The sequence below is a fragment of the Roseibium sp. MMSF_3247 genome (genome assembly GCF_030733765.1).
Lineage (GTDB): Bacteria > Pseudomonadota > Alphaproteobacteria > Rhizobiales > Stappiaceae > Roseibium.
Genome location: NZ_JASHII010000002.1, coordinates 869,907 through 882,003 on the forward strand (window position 1 = coordinate 869,907; position 12,097 = coordinate 882,003).

The 12,097-nt window shown below is 57.0% G+C and carries 16 protein-coding genes; 12 read left to right on the top strand and 4 right to left on the bottom strand.

Features of this window, described 5'->3' with window-relative positions:
* Positions 1 to 4: 4 nt before the first annotated feature.
* The 4 genes from RBB44_RS09380 (at position 5) to RBB44_RS09395 (ending at position 1,772) form a co-directional block, all read left to right on the top strand.
* Entirely contained in the window at positions 5 to 385 is a 381-nt protein-coding gene (locus RBB44_RS09380; protein WP_306147113.1) for a flagellar biosynthesis protein R, read from the top strand.
* Positions 386 to 487: 102 nt separating this feature from the next.
* The gene (locus RBB44_RS09385) at positions 488 to 919 is read left to right on the top strand and encodes a rod-binding protein (protein WP_306147114.1); all 432 of its coding nucleotides are present in this window, start codon (positions 488 to 490) and stop codon (positions 917 to 919) included.
* Complete coding sequence (locus RBB44_RS09390) at positions 919 to 1,317, top strand: hypothetical protein (protein WP_306147115.1); 399 nt, start codon at positions 919 to 921, stop codon at positions 1,315 to 1,317. The genes RBB44_RS09385 and RBB44_RS09390 overlap by 1 nt, the downstream gene beginning before the upstream one ends.
* On the top strand, positions 1,314 to 1,772 hold the full coding sequence (locus tag RBB44_RS09395) for a hypothetical protein (RefSeq protein WP_133949852.1): 459 nt from the start codon (positions 1,314 to 1,316) through the stop codon (positions 1,770 to 1,772). The genes RBB44_RS09390 and RBB44_RS09395 overlap by 4 nt, the downstream gene beginning before the upstream one ends.
* 93 nt (positions 1,773 to 1,865) lie before the next feature.
* On the opposite strand, the gene RBB44_RS09400 is transcribed toward RBB44_RS09395, so the two are convergent.
* A complete protein-coding gene (locus RBB44_RS09400; protein WP_306147116.1) occupies positions 1,866 to 2,738 on the bottom strand; it encodes an ATP-binding protein in 873 nt (290 codons plus the stop codon).
* Between the two features lie 241 nt (positions 2,739 to 2,979).
* Between RBB44_RS09400 and yajC the strand changes: the two genes are divergently transcribed.
* The 6 genes from yajC to RBB44_RS09430 all read left to right on the top strand — a co-directional run bounded on the left by yajC (position 2,980) and on the right by RBB44_RS09430 (position 7,782).
* Positions 2,980 to 3,312 (top strand): preprotein translocase subunit YajC, encoded by a 333-nt coding sequence (gene yajC, locus RBB44_RS09405; RefSeq protein WP_133949848.1) that lies wholly within the window; start codon positions 2,980 to 2,982, stop codon positions 3,310 to 3,312.
* Between the two features lie 70 nt (positions 3,313 to 3,382).
* Complete coding sequence (secD, locus tag RBB44_RS09410) at positions 3,383 to 4,993, top strand: protein translocase subunit SecD (RefSeq protein ID WP_286190220.1); 1,611 nt, start codon at positions 3,383 to 3,385, stop codon at positions 4,991 to 4,993.
* A gap of 17 nt (positions 4,994 to 5,010) precedes the next feature.
* The gene (secF, locus tag RBB44_RS09415; RefSeq protein WP_286183653.1) at positions 5,011 to 5,961 is read left to right on the top strand and encodes a protein translocase subunit SecF; all 951 of its coding nucleotides are present in this window, start codon (positions 5,011 to 5,013) and stop codon (positions 5,959 to 5,961) included.
* Positions 5,961 to 6,350 carry an Mth938-like domain-containing protein gene (locus RBB44_RS09420; RefSeq protein WP_306147315.1) on the top strand — a complete coding sequence of 130 codons (390 nt, stop codon included), beginning with the start codon at positions 5,961 to 5,963 and terminating at the stop codon, positions 6,348 to 6,350. Before secF ends, RBB44_RS09420 begins: the two co-directional genes overlap by 1 nt.
* A 28-nt stretch (positions 6,351 to 6,378) precedes the next feature.
* The gene (locus RBB44_RS09425) at positions 6,379 to 7,230 is read left to right on the top strand and encodes a phytoene/squalene synthase family protein (protein WP_306147117.1); all 852 of its coding nucleotides are present in this window, start codon (positions 6,379 to 6,381) and stop codon (positions 7,228 to 7,230) included.
* A gap of 30 nt (positions 7,231 to 7,260) precedes the next feature.
* A complete protein-coding gene (locus RBB44_RS09430) occupies positions 7,261 to 7,782 on the top strand; it encodes a GrpB family protein (RefSeq protein WP_306147118.1) in 522 nt (173 codons plus the stop codon).
* A gap of 16 nt (positions 7,783 to 7,798) precedes the next feature.
* On the opposite strand, the gene trmFO is transcribed toward RBB44_RS09430, so the two are convergent.
* Entirely contained in the window at positions 7,799 to 9,217 is a 1,419-nt protein-coding gene (gene trmFO / locus RBB44_RS09435) for a methylenetetrahydrofolate--tRNA-(uracil(54)-C(5))-methyltransferase (FADH(2)-oxidizing) TrmFO (RefSeq protein ID WP_306147119.1), read from the bottom strand.
* Between the two features lie 381 nt (positions 9,218 to 9,598).
* Between trmFO and RBB44_RS09440 the strand changes: the two genes are divergently transcribed.
* Both RBB44_RS09440 and RBB44_RS09445 read left to right on the top strand, forming a co-directional pair.
* Positions 9,599 to 10,306 carry a hypothetical protein gene (locus RBB44_RS09440; protein WP_306147120.1) on the top strand — a complete coding sequence of 236 codons (708 nt, stop codon included), beginning with the start codon at positions 9,599 to 9,601 and terminating at the stop codon, positions 10,304 to 10,306.
* An 87-nt stretch (positions 10,307 to 10,393) separates the two neighbouring features.
* Positions 10,394 to 11,035, top strand: coding sequence for a hypothetical protein (locus tag RBB44_RS09445; RefSeq protein ID WP_306147121.1), 642 nt, complete (start codon positions 10,394 to 10,396; stop codon positions 11,033 to 11,035).
* Positions 11,036 to 11,151: 116 nt separating this feature from the next.
* Here the strand turns inward: RBB44_RS09445 and RBB44_RS09450 are convergent, their stop codons facing one another.
* Both RBB44_RS09450 and RBB44_RS09455 read right to left on the bottom strand, forming a co-directional pair.
* On the bottom strand, positions 11,152 to 11,301 hold the full coding sequence (locus tag RBB44_RS09450; RefSeq protein ID WP_008194643.1) for a DUF1127 domain-containing protein: 150 nt from the start codon (positions 11,299 to 11,301) through the stop codon (positions 11,152 to 11,154).
* Between the two features lie 587 nt (positions 11,302 to 11,888).
* Positions 11,889 to 12,041, bottom strand: a complete 153-nt coding sequence (locus RBB44_RS09455) for a DUF1127 domain-containing protein (RefSeq protein WP_082429181.1) — start codon at positions 12,039 to 12,041, stop codon at positions 11,889 to 11,891.
* Positions 12,042 to 12,097: the final 56 nt, after the last annotated feature.

Below are 12,097 nucleotides of genomic sequence, written 5' to 3' on the forward strand. Positions count from 1 at the left end.
GCACATGGCACGAAACAGTCGTGAAATCGAACGCATGTTCAAGATGCAAGAGCAAATCCTGAAACTGTCGTCCTGGATCCTTCAGGATCTTGATACACAGGCCCACAAACTGAACGAAAAGGAACGCCGGATCCTGCTGGCGCTTTCAAACGGTGATCTCGCGCAACATGACAGGTTCATCGCCAACGCTGCAGAGCGCCTGCGCCGCATCATTGAAGAAATGGCCCGCATCACTGCTGCCAGGGAAAAGGTAAGCGCCGAATTCGAGCGCCAGCGTCACATGCTCAAAACCATGTCGGAACGACTGGCTGTCATGCGCGGTGAAGAACAGCGTGCAAACGACGAACGGGAGCTGCAGGACTATCTGGACCGCCGGTATGGCTGAAGTGGAGCCAACCCGGAAGGGCGCAAGCCTGCCGCAAGCTCGGCCAATTACACCTGATCACACGATTTATGGCGGGGTTTCCGCATAACAGGGAGATCGGCGATGGCCATTTCGCCTCCTTCAGATCTGATCCTAGACGTCGCCAAGGCGGCAGACCCGACGGAAATTCGCGAGGCGTCGAACCGTTTGAAGTCCATTGCGGCTTCCGGCGACGGTTCCGGCTTCAGTCTCGCCTTTGATAGCGCACGCTCCGGTGCCCCAGCGGGGACAAGCTTCGACATGTTCCGCTCTGGCAGTGCCGACGCCGGTGCATCGCAAAAATCACCGGCGGAAAAATTCGAGGCGATGATCCTTACCCAATTCGTCGAAACCATGTTGCCCAAGGATGCGGAGATGGTTTTCGGCAAAGGCACAACCGGCGAGATCTGGAAGTCGATGCTGGCTGAGCAAGTCGCCGGGCAGCTGGCGGCAAGCGGCGGCATTGGTGTCGCCGATCTGATCTCCGATACATTGAAACAAGGAGCAAAAGTCTGATGGATGCCGGACAGGATCTTGTCGTGCAAAGCCCGGTGGTGAACCCGGCCGTATCCGGACCCCTGGTCATTGCGATTGACCGCGCCATAGAGGTCGTGGAAGCGGAGACCCAGGCGTTGCGCGCCAATCCGACCACCGATCTCAAACCGTTTGAGTATCGCAAGAGCCAGGCACTTCTGGATCTTACCCGCGCGCGGTCCCTTGTTCCGCCGTCAGCTTACACTGAAGACGTCAAGGACCGTCTGGTGGACTTCAAGGACGTGCTCAAGGAAAACGTCGACCTACTGACACTGCACATGAATGCCGTCTCCGAGGTCGTGAAAATGATGTCGCGCACCATGCTCGACCAGGAATCCGACGGGACCTATGCTGCACCGTTCCCGGAGCCCGCGCGATGATCAAGATGCTCGTGGCCGGTGTATGGATGTCGATTGCGATGCTGATCTCGGGATACGGAACTGCCAAGTTCATCGCAGCCCAAAACCAGACCAGCAATCAGGAAGAAACCGCGTATGTCGGCCTCGACTATGAGACGTTGAAACCGGTCAATGTGCCGATCCTGTTTGAAGGCGCCTTGCAGGGCTATGTGGTGGCCAAATTGGTGTTCACCGCCGACGGTGACACCTTGCGCAAGCTGCCAGTTCCGCCGCATCCGTTTCTTGTCGATGAGGCGTTCCGGGCACTTTATGCCGATGAGACCCTCGATTTCCGGAACCTGGAACGATACGACCTCGACGGTCTCACGGAGCATCTGAAAACGGTGACCAACCAGCGCATTGGCCAAAAGGTCGTGCAGGATGTTCTCGTTGAGGAGTTCAACTATTTCGACAAGGCGGATGTCTTAAGCCACTAACAGCTGAGCGTCCGGCTTACCGCCCCATCTCTATGCCGCCTCCCTGGCAGCCTCACCGGTGCTTGTTTTGAACAGGCACCGGTTTTTTTGTCCCTAATCCAGTGACTTTCCAAGACGGCCGGCAAGATCCTGAATGAACTGGTACGCAACGCGGCCGGAGCGGCTGCCGCGGGTTGTGGACCACTCCAACGCTTCTGCGCGCAGGGTCTCTTCAACGACATCAAGGCTATAGTGGTCTGCATAGCCGCGGACCATGTCCAGGTAATCGTCCTGGCTGCATTTGTGGAAGCCAAGCCACAGGCCGAAACGGTCGGACAGCGATACCTTTTCCTCAACCGCCTCAGACGGATTGATGGCGGTCGACCGTTCGTTTTCCATCATGTCGCGCGGTAGGAGATGCCGGCGGTTCGAGGTCGCATAAAAGAGGACGTTTTCGGGCCGTCCTTCAATGCCGCCTTCAAGAACCGCTTTCAGCGATTTGTAGGACGTATCGTCATGGTCAAAGCTGAGATCATCGCAAAAGACGATGAACCGGTAAGGCGCCGGCCGGATCTGGGCCATCAGCTTGGGCAGCGATTCGATGTCTTCACGGTGGATTTCGATCAGTTTGAGCGTGCTGGAGCCAAGTTCTGTGTTTACGGCAGCTTGGGCGGCTTTCACGAGAGAAGATTTCCCCATGCCGCGTGCGCCCCAGAGCAACGCATTGTTTGCCGGCAGGCCCTTGGCAAAGCGGCGTGTGTTGTCGAGCAGAAGATCGCGAACATGTGAAACCGCGCAAAGCAAGGTGATATCCACCCGGTTGACCTTGGCGACGGGTATCAGTTCGCCGGGATTGGGCGACCAGACAAAGGCATCGGCTGCTGCGAAATCGGCCGGTGTGGGCGCGGCCGGGACCGCCCGGGAAATTAGATCGATCAGGGAATCGAGCTTTTCATTCAATGCGGCAATGTCACTCGGCGCGCTCATGATGTCTTGCAACCCTTACAAAAAAGGCCCACGTGGGGGCCGGAAACCATGCGGCGGAGCAGTATCATGACGGGCAGGGAGCGCAAATGGCACTTATTCCCATTCCGGTACGCAGCTATTTGCCGGTTATGCTTGAAAAGAAGCGCGCCAACGTTATAGTCCGCGCCACCAGAATTGAGCGTTTTGCCGAGGGCCGGAAGACTGCCTGCAGCAAAGAAAAAGCGCCCCTTAGGAGAGTTGAATGTTGATCACCCCAGCCTACGCGCAAGGTGCCGGAGCCGCCGGACCTGATTTTCTTATGTCCATGCTGCCATTCGTGGCAATCTTTGCGATCATGTACTTCCTGATCATCCGTCCGCAGCGCCAGCGCATGAAGCAGCATCAGGAAATGGTATCCAACCTGCGCCGCGGTGACACAGTCGTGACAACCGGCGGTTTGATCGGCAAAGTCTCCAAGGTCGTTGATGATGGGGAAATCCAGGTGGAGCTGTCAGAAGGCGTGAAGGTCCGCGTCGTCCGCTCCATGGTTCAGGAAGTCCGTTCCAAGACCGAACCGGTTAAAGAAGGCGCTTAAGCCTAACACTGCCAAGACCAGTATTGATGGGCCGAAGGTGTTTCGGCCCGTCCGCTTTTAAGGCTAGACCATGCTCTATTTCGCACGCTGGAAAATTGCGCTGATCGTCCTCGTCGTTGCCGCTGGCATCGTGACGACTCTGCCGAATTTCTTTTCTGCAAAAACTCTCGAAAGCTGGCCGGATTTCCTGCCGAAGAACCAGATGGTTCTGGGTCTCGATCTCCAGGGCGGTGCTTATCTGCTCTATGAAATCGATCAGCAGGATTACATCGAAAAGCGCATGAAGGCGCTTGTCGGCGATATCCGTGCGGCGCTCCGTGAAAACCCGCGCATCGGGTACACCGGCCTAGGTGTTCAGGGCGATGCCGCGCAGGTTCGGATTCGCGACCTGACCCGCCTGGCTGAAGCCGAGGAACGATTGGAACCGCTGGTCAATCCGCTTGTGTCCAACGTTTTCAGCGGCCAGCAGGTGGATGAGTTTGAGTTGTCTGTCAGCGACGACGGTCTGGTGCGCTTTACGTATTCAGAGCAAGGCCTTGCCGACCGGATGACGAACATCGTTCAACAGTCGATCGAGGTTATCCGCCGCCGTGTTGACGAACTCGGCACGACCGAGCCGAACATCCAGCGTCAGGGGACGGACCGTATTCTTGTCGAAGCACCGGGTGAAGACGATCCGGAGCGCCTCAAGGATCTCGTCGGTCAGACGGCCCAGCTGACGTTCCACATGGTCGATACATCCATGACCGGCGATCAGGCCATGCAGAGCCGCCCGCCGGTTGGAACCGTGGTCATGATGTCGGTTGACGATCCGCCACTTCCGTACCTTCTGGAAGAAACGCCGCTTCTTGCTGGTGAAGATCTCGTGGATGCGCAGGTCAGCTTTGATCAGCGGTCCAATGAGCCGGTCGTGAACTTCCGCTTCAACACCTCCGGTGCCCGGAAATTCGCAACCGTGACCCAGCAAAATGTCGGTCGTCCGTTTGCCATCGTGCTCGACGAGGAAGTCATTTCCGCACCGGTCATCCGCGAGCCGATCACAGGCGGTTCCGGTCAGATTTCCGGAAACTTCACCGTTGAAGGCGCAAACGACCTTGCGGTGCTGCTGCGCGCAGGTGCGCTTCCGGCAAAACTGACCGTGATCGAAGAACGGTCGATCGGTCCGGGCCTTGGCGCAGATTCAATTGAAGCTGGTAAAATGGCTTCGATCATCGCCGGCGCGCTTGTGATCATCTTCATGATCCTTGCCTACGGCCGCTTCGGGGTAATTGCGGATGTTGCGCTTGTTGGGAATATGTTCCTAATTTTCGGCGCGCTCACGTTCCTGCAAGCAACGCTTACGTTGCCGGGGATTGCGGGTATCGTGTTGACGATCGGTATGGCGGTCGATGCCAACGTGCTGATCTTTGAGCGCATTCGCGAAGAAGCCAGGGCAGGGCGGTCGGCCATTACGGCAATCGACGCCGGTTACAAGCGGGCGCTTGGAACCATTTTGGACGCCAACATCACGACTCTGATCGCAGCTGTCATCCTGTTCCAGCTTGGCTCTGGGCCGGTGCGCGGTTTCGCGGTGACCCTGGCGATCGGGATTTTCACCACGGTCTTCTCCGCCTTCACGTTCAGCCGGTTGATGGTGGCCCTCTGGGTCCGCTACCGCCGTCCGTCCGTCTTGCCGATTTGATCCGGGAGTAAACAAAAATGTTGCTGAGACTCGTTCCGGACAACACGAAATTCAAGTTCATGTGGCTGCGGAAGATCAGTTTTCCGCTGTCCATCGTCCTTGTCGTTGCATCGCTTGCCGGTTTCTTCACTGTCGGCATGAACTACGGCATTGACTTCAAGGGCGGTACGATCATCGAGATCAAGACCGATGGTCCTGCCGATATCGGCTTTATCCGGTCTGAGTTGTCCAGCTTGCAGCTGGGTGATGTTCAGGTGCAGGAATTCGGTGCGCCGGATGACATCCTGATCCGGATCGAAGAACAGCCAGGCGGCGAACTGGCGCAGCAGGCCGTTGTTTCAAAAGTGCGCACGATCTTTGCAGATGACAATGTCGACTTCCGCCGGGTGGAAGTGGTCGGACCGCGGGTGTCTAGTGAACTGGCGCGAGCCGGGGCGATTGCGGTGGCAGCGTCCCTTCTGGCGATCATGTTCTACATCTGGTTCCGCTTCGAGTGGCACTTTGCCGTCGGCGCGATCCTGACAACTGCCAACGACGTTGTGGTCACCATTGGCTTGTTTGTGCTGCTGCAGCTCGACTTCTCGCTTTCGAGTATTGCAGCGGTCTTGACGATCATCGGTTACTCGCTCAACGATACCGTGGTGGTCTACGACCGGATCCGGGAGAACTTGCGCAAATACAAGAAACGCCCGCTGACCGAGATCCTCGACCAGTCGATCAACGAGACTTTGTCGCGGACGACTATGACCTCTGTCACGACATTGTTGGCGCTTCTCGCGCTCTACATCTTCGGCGGGGAAGTGATCCAGTCGTTTACGTTGGCGATGATCTTCGGCATTGTGATCGGTACCTATTCGTCGATCTTCCTGGCCGCGCCGTTCCTGATCCTGTTGAACCTGCGTCCGGACGCCCTGTCGTCCAAGGACGACGATGGCGGGAAAGGTGAAGGCACGGAGGCGACAGCCTGATCGTGAAGGGTCTCGAAATCCGCGATGCCTATTTTCCGGGCCGGGCCCCGCTGGACGCCTATGGCGGCGGCGGGTTCCGGTTTGCGGAAATGTCGCACCGCGGCTCTCTCTTGTGCGTGCCCAGTGGGATCTACGGCTGGAACCTGACAACGCCGTCTGAGTTCAGCCTCGAGGCTTTCGAGCGGGTCTTCGAAGAACAGCCCGACATCGAGGTTCTGCTGGTCGGGACCGGACCTGATCTGATGCCGCTCACTGCGGATCTCAAGGCCGCGTTCCGCGAAGCCGGTATTCTCGCCGATCCGATGTCGACCGGCGCAGCCGTTCGGACATTCAATGTTCTCCTGTCCGAAGGACGCGCTGTTGCTGCTGCTCTTTTGGCAGTGGACTAAACCCCCTCTCAATTCCATATGAGCCCTTATGGCCGAGGACTTTGAACACGCTGCGGATGTCGTGCGCCAATACGACAAGGACCGCTATCTGAGCGCATTGCTTGCACCGGAAGACCATCGCCCGGGGCTGATGGCGCTTTATGCTTTCAATGCAGAGATAGCCCGGATCCGGGAAATCGTCTCTGAACCTTTGCCGGGGGAAGTTCGGCTCCAATGGTGGCGGGACTTTCTGGAGGGTACATCCCATGGCGCTGTCGGCGCCAATCCGGTTGCCTCCGCACTCGCTCAGACTATTGATCGCTACAAACTTCCGAAAAACGGCCTGATCGCCATGACGGAAGCGCGGATTTTTGATCTCTACAATGATCCGATGCCGAACCTTAACGATTTGGAGGGCTATACCGGCGAGACGGTGTCCGGCCTATTCCATCTGGCATGTTGGGTGCTCAACAACGGCGAAGACCCGGGAACAGCTACAGTTGCGGGCTACGCGGGGGTGGCGTACGGCGTGACCGGCCTCATGCGTGCGCTGCCCTGGCATGCTTCCCGCCAACAAATGTACCTGCCGAAAGACGTTTTGGATCGCCACGGCGTTGACCTGCGGACCGTATTCAAAGGCGAAGCAACCCCGGAGCTTGCCGCAGCTCTGTCCGAGATGCGGGCGCATGCGCGCCATCACATGTCCCGGGTCAAACAAGCTGCGAGCGATGTTCCCGATACCTGCCGGGCGGCGTTCCTCCCGCTGTCGTTGGTTGAACCTTTCTTGGAAAAGATGGAAGCTGCCGACTTCAATCCGTTGAAGGACGTTGCGGAACTCTCGCAGCTGCGCCGTCAGTGGATCTTGTGGCGCGCAAGCGGCAAATCGGTCGCCAGCCTTTAGGCGCCGAAACGCGCGAGGTTGGTGAGGGACATGGTCGAGCTGACGGAGCATGCGCCGGAATGGGCGGATCAGTTTGAGGACGAGGCGCTTCGGATCTCGCGTGTCCTCGGAGACAATCTCACCAGCATCCATCATATCGGCAGTACGGCTGTACCGGGATTGGTCGCAAAACCCATCATTGATCTCATGGCGGAAGTGGCAAGCCTTGAGGCCTGCGATCAGGCGCAGCCGGCGATGCAATTGCTCGGCTATGAGGCCATGGGCGCTTACGGTATTCCGGGACGGCGCTATTTCCGCAAATTCAACGCGGACAGGCGCCGGACCCATCACCTTCATGTGTTTTTGAATGGGTCGGATCACGCGATCCGGCACCTGGCTTTCCGGGATTATCTGATCGCGCATCCCGAAACAGCCGATGAATACGGTAACCTGAAACGAAAGCTCTCAAAGATCGATGACGGAGACTGGGACAGTTATGTCTCCGGCAAGGACCGCTTTGTTCAACGAACCGAGCAATTGGCTCTGGACTGGTATGCGGGAAGGGGCGCCTGAAGCACCCCCCACACAGTTATTCAGCTGCTTCGCGGACGGGGCCGATCTGCGCTTGCCAGACGGCGAAGTCCGTCTTGGCACGCTGTGTCATCGCCAGTTTTTTGGCTTTCGACTTTTCCTTGCCCTTGATGCGCTTGCCGTCAGCGTCTTTTGTTGGCGCTTCGACCAACGGGAACAGGCCGAAATTGACGTTCATCGGCTGGAATGAGCGTGGTTTTCCAGCCCCGTCATCCCGGCTGATATGGCCACCAGTGATGTGACCGAGCAAAGCGCCCATGGCTGTTGTTTGCGGCGGCGTGATGATGTCCTGCCCTTTGGCTTCCATAACCGCAAACAGTCCGGCCATGCAGCCGACGGAGGCGGATTCCACATAGCCTTCACAACCTGTAATCTGTCCGGCAAAACGCAGACGCGGATCCGCCTTCAAACGCAGGGTGCCATCCAGAACTTTCGGTGAGTTTAGGAAGGTGTTGCGATGGAGGCCACCGAGACGGGCAAACTGCGCGTTTTCCAGCCCCGGGATCATTTTGAAGATGTCGCCCTGCGCGCCGTATTTCAGCTTCGTTTGAAACCCGACCATGTTGTAGAGCGTGCCGAGGGCATTGTCCTGCCGCAGCTGGACAACCGCATAGGGTTTGACGTCCGGGTTATGGGCGTTGGTGAGGCCCATCGGCTTCATCGGTCCGTGCCGTAGTGTTTCCCGGCCGCGCGCCGCCATCACCTCGATCGGCAGGCAGCCGTCAAAGTACGGGGTGTTTTCTTCCCATTCCTTGAAGTCGGCCGTGTCGCCCTCGATCAGGGCGTCGATAAAGGCTTCGTACTGCTCCTTGTCCATCGGGCAGTTGAGATAGTCCTTGCCGGTGCCGCCCGGGCCAACCTTGTCGTAACGCGACTGGAACCAGGCCTTGTCGAGATCGATGGAGTCAAAGTGAACGATCGGCGCAATGGCGTCGAAAAAGGCCAGAGCATCTTCGCCGCTTTTCGCAAGCACGGCTTCCGACAGTGCAGGTGAGGTTAGAGGGCCGGTTGCGATGATGACTTTTTCCCAGTCTTCCGGCGGCAAGCCAGCGACTTCATCGCGCGAGATCGTGATCCGGGGGTGCTCTTCCAACGTTTTGGTCACGGCATCAGAAAAACCGTGCCTGTCAACGGCAAGTGCGCTGCCGGCGGGAACCTGATTGGCATCGGCAGAGGCCATGATGAGCGAACCAAGCTGACGCAGCTCATGGTGGATCAGACCCACAGCGTTTTGTTCAGAATCATCTGAGCGGAAGGAGTTGGAACAAACAAGTTCTGCCAGTCCGTCTGTCTGATGGGCTTCTGTTTTGCGAACCGGCCGCATTTCATGCAGCACAACGTCAAATCCGGCTTGGGCGATTTGCCAGGCAGCTTCAGACCCGGCAAGGCCGCCGCCAATCACATGGATGGGGGGCATGGCGATTTCCTTCGGAATTGTGTGCCTTTGAGTGTTCTGCCGAGCCCGATTCGTATTTTCGGATCTCCCAGCTTCTGCAAGGCAACTCTCTCGCGCCCTGATTACAGGCAAAACAAATCCATCGCAACGGTCCGGGTAAAGTGGTTCGCAAACACTGTTGAACAGCCGAATGCGATCTTGAAGTCGGCAGGTCCTTGATAGGTAACCGCGATTTTCGATAGCTAGCCGGCTGATCTTTTAAGCGGTGTGACAAGACGTTAAATACTTTTCTGGCAAAGGAAAAATATACGCAACAATAACACTTGCAGCCTCCCGGCTAACAATGACAGCTTTGTGAAAAGGCGCAAAAAGTGCGCCTCAGCTGTGCGCGGAGGTATCCCTATGTGGAAGGCATCTCGAACCGGAATTGAATCAAATACACCGGCAACGTGTCACGCCATAACCAGCCGTATTCCTATGGAACGATGGTCCGTGTTTGGGTTTGGGCTGATGATGGCGTCGTTGGTCTTCTTTTTCATGCCTGGACAAGCAAAGGCTGTCGAAATTGAACGCTTTGCCAACCATCTTGTTCTAAGCGGCGAGATTGCGGATTACAGCCCGGGCGCCTTGAACCGGAATTTGGTGGAAGCTCTGCTGGATTTGGCATTGGCCGGTGATCGCAAATCGCCAGTGTATCTGCATCTCAATCTTCCCAAAGGCGGTGATGCTGCAGCTTCTTTTCGTCTGGTGAACATCATAAAATCGGCGCAGGACCAGGGCACCCGCGTTGTCGCACAAGTGTCGGCCGGAGACACCTGCATGTCAGGCTGCACCTTTTTGTTCCTTGCCGCAGACGAACGCTGGATGGCCCCTGAGGGTCGGCTGGTGTTCCATGGATTCACCCAAAGGAACGCTGCGCGGCCAGTCCCGGTTCCAGAGCGGTACATTCAGACCTATTACAAGCTTCTTGCCGCCGCCAATCAGACATTCTTCGAGTTCTTCAAAGCCGCCAGAATCATTGAGGATGACCGCAAAGTCGGTTTTACCGGACAGACACTGTTTGACGAGCGCGCATTTGCTGGTTTGGTCACTCGGCTGCTTATGCATTGATTGCTGCAGAAGAATCACCGCAACATCCAAATGAATAAAGTCGCCAGCGTATCCGGCAAGTGAATCATTCTCGTCCGAGGAACGCTGATGACCTCTCCGCTGTCGCCAGTCGGAATCACTGCGGTTGCCGCACTGTTGATAGTCACTGCGTGTGCCAGCCAGTCGACCAGCGAGGCGACCGGCTGGTTTGGTACACATGATGGTGTCCCGCCCAAAGCCAGCAAGGTTTACATCTGTCATGGATTTGGTTGTGCCTACAAAACGCCTGTGGAGTATTCCCGTCGGGATCTTGCTCGGCTGCGTGCGATCCTGACATCCGGCCGTGCGTCGCCAGATGCTGAACGGCAGGCAATTGCAAAGGCGGTTGTCTGGCAAGAGCGCCGCGTTGCCTCAACTGTCGGGTCTCAAGACGATATCGGTGGTTTTGATATCGAGAATGCTGGCGTATCCGGTCAAATGGACTGCATTGATGAGAGCACGAACACAACGTCTCTTTTGTTAGTTGCCCAAAGACACAAGATGCTGAGGCATCACCGTGTGAGCTCTCCTGTTGCGCGCGGTTTTTTTCTTGATGGCCGCTATCCTCATGCGACTGCGACAGTCACCGAAAAGAAAACCGGTACGGTCTATGCCGTTGACTCCTGGGTGCATGCAAACGGCAAACGGCCAGATATCATGCCAATCGAGCGTTGGCTGGCCGAGGGTGACCGCTGGTTCCAGAGCTCATAAAAAAACGCCTGCCGGTGGGAGGAGGATCCGGCAAGCGCTTTTTGAGGTCTGCGGGAAACCCGCAGAGCATCACGGTCATTGGCTGGGAGGAGGATGCCTTTGACCGCGAAACTGAATTACTTGATGGCGGCGCGGGCGTAGCGCGCGATGTCCGCACGGGCAATGCCCAGGTCGTCCAGCTCACGGTTGGACAGGTTGGACAGTTCGTCGTAGGTCCGGCGGTAGCTTTTCCAGTTGTTGAATTTGCGTACAACGTTATCGATCATGGCTCTGGCCTTTTTTTATCTAGTGGCCATGACACCGCGGATCGGCGACTGGCCCGTTCATCTCGTTACATCGGGGAAATAGGTGTTTTGTGCGCTGCGAGGTAGAGGGGCAAACGCGAAGCTGATATGCAAAAAATGCAGGTTTATGAAGGGTTAACACCCTTTGCGGTGGCGTTCAGCGCATAGCGGTGCTGAGCGCTGCGTCACGGCAGTTTCCTGAGCAGCTTTTGGTCATGGCAAGTTGTATCGGGGCTAAGATTCCTGCCGCCAAACAAAAGAGCCAGATCTCTTTCGGCTCTCCTCAGCAAGGTCTTATCGAAAACGTGGAAGACATGGCTCAAGGGCATGGAAGCCACAGGACGACCGATCACGCGCAACAAATCGGGCATGAGCCACAACGCCTGAGGTTGGGAGAACGGAATGTGTTTGGGAAAACCGGCCGCCAGACAAACAAACACCCGCCAGTGGGAGGAGGTACTGGCGGGCGTTGTTTCGACGTGACAGGGCTGGGAGGAGGATGCCCTGCGTGTCACACGTCCGTTGGCTGGGAGGAGGAGTGCCTCGGGACGCGATCTCTAAATTTTCAATCAGCCTTCCAGGCTGCGGCGGGCAACAAACTTGATGTCGCCCCGGCTGATGCCGAGATCCTGCAGCTCGCGGCTGGACAGGCTGGAAAGTTCGTCAACCGCGCGGCGGTAGGATTTCCAGTTGTTGTATTTGCGTACAACGGTATCAAACATTTTGTTTTTCCTTATTGGCAGAGGTGTTGTCGCCAACCCGCTGCGTCTTTGTTGGA

Bases quoted from the DNA above. Each gene is read 5' to 3' on its own strand.
- RBB44_RS09395 (WP_133949852.1), top strand. From the start codon at position 1,314: ATGATCAAGATGCTCGTGGCCGGTGTATGGATGTCGATTGCGATGCTG.
- secD (WP_286190220.1), top strand. From the start codon at position 3,383: ATGCTCTATTTCGCACGCTGGAAAATTGCGCTGATCGTCCTCGTCGTT.
- RBB44_RS09425 (WP_306147117.1), top strand. From the start codon at position 6,379: ATGGCCGAGGACTTTGAACACGCTGCGGATGTCGTGCGCCAATACGAC.
- RBB44_RS09390 (WP_306147115.1), top strand. From the start codon at position 919: ATGGATGCCGGACAGGATCTTGTCGTGCAAAGCCCGGTGGTGAACCCG.
- RBB44_RS09450 (WP_008194643.1), bottom strand. From the start codon at position 11,301: ATGATCGATAACGTTGTACGCAAATTCAACAACTGGAAAAGCTACCGC.
- RBB44_RS09380 (WP_306147113.1), top strand. From the start codon at position 5: ATGGCACGAAACAGTCGTGAAATCGAACGCATGTTCAAGATGCAAGAG.
- secF (WP_286183653.1), top strand. From the start codon at position 5,011: ATGTTGCTGAGACTCGTTCCGGACAACACGAAATTCAAGTTCATGTGG.
- RBB44_RS09400 (WP_306147116.1), bottom strand. From the start codon at position 2,738: ATGAGCGCGCCGAGTGACATTGCCGCATTGAATGAAAAGCTCGATTCC.
- RBB44_RS09385 (WP_306147114.1), top strand. From the start codon at position 488: ATGGCCATTTCGCCTCCTTCAGATCTGATCCTAGACGTCGCCAAGGCG.
- RBB44_RS09455 (WP_082429181.1), bottom strand. From the start codon at position 12,041: ATGTTTGATACCGTTGTACGCAAATACAACAACTGGAAATCCTACCGC.
- RBB44_RS09440 (WP_306147120.1), top strand. From the start codon at position 9,599: ATGTGGAAGGCATCTCGAACCGGAATTGAATCAAATACACCGGCAACG.
- trmFO (WP_306147119.1), bottom strand. From the start codon at position 9,217: ATGCCCCCCATCCATGTGATTGGCGGCGGCCTTGCCGGGTCTGAAGCT.
- RBB44_RS09445 (WP_306147121.1), top strand. From the start codon at position 10,394: ATGACCTCTCCGCTGTCGCCAGTCGGAATCACTGCGGTTGCCGCACTG.
- yajC (WP_133949848.1), top strand. From the start codon at position 2,980: ATGTTGATCACCCCAGCCTACGCGCAAGGTGCCGGAGCCGCCGGACCT.
- RBB44_RS09430 (WP_306147118.1), top strand. From the start codon at position 7,261: ATGGTCGAGCTGACGGAGCATGCGCCGGAATGGGCGGATCAGTTTGAG.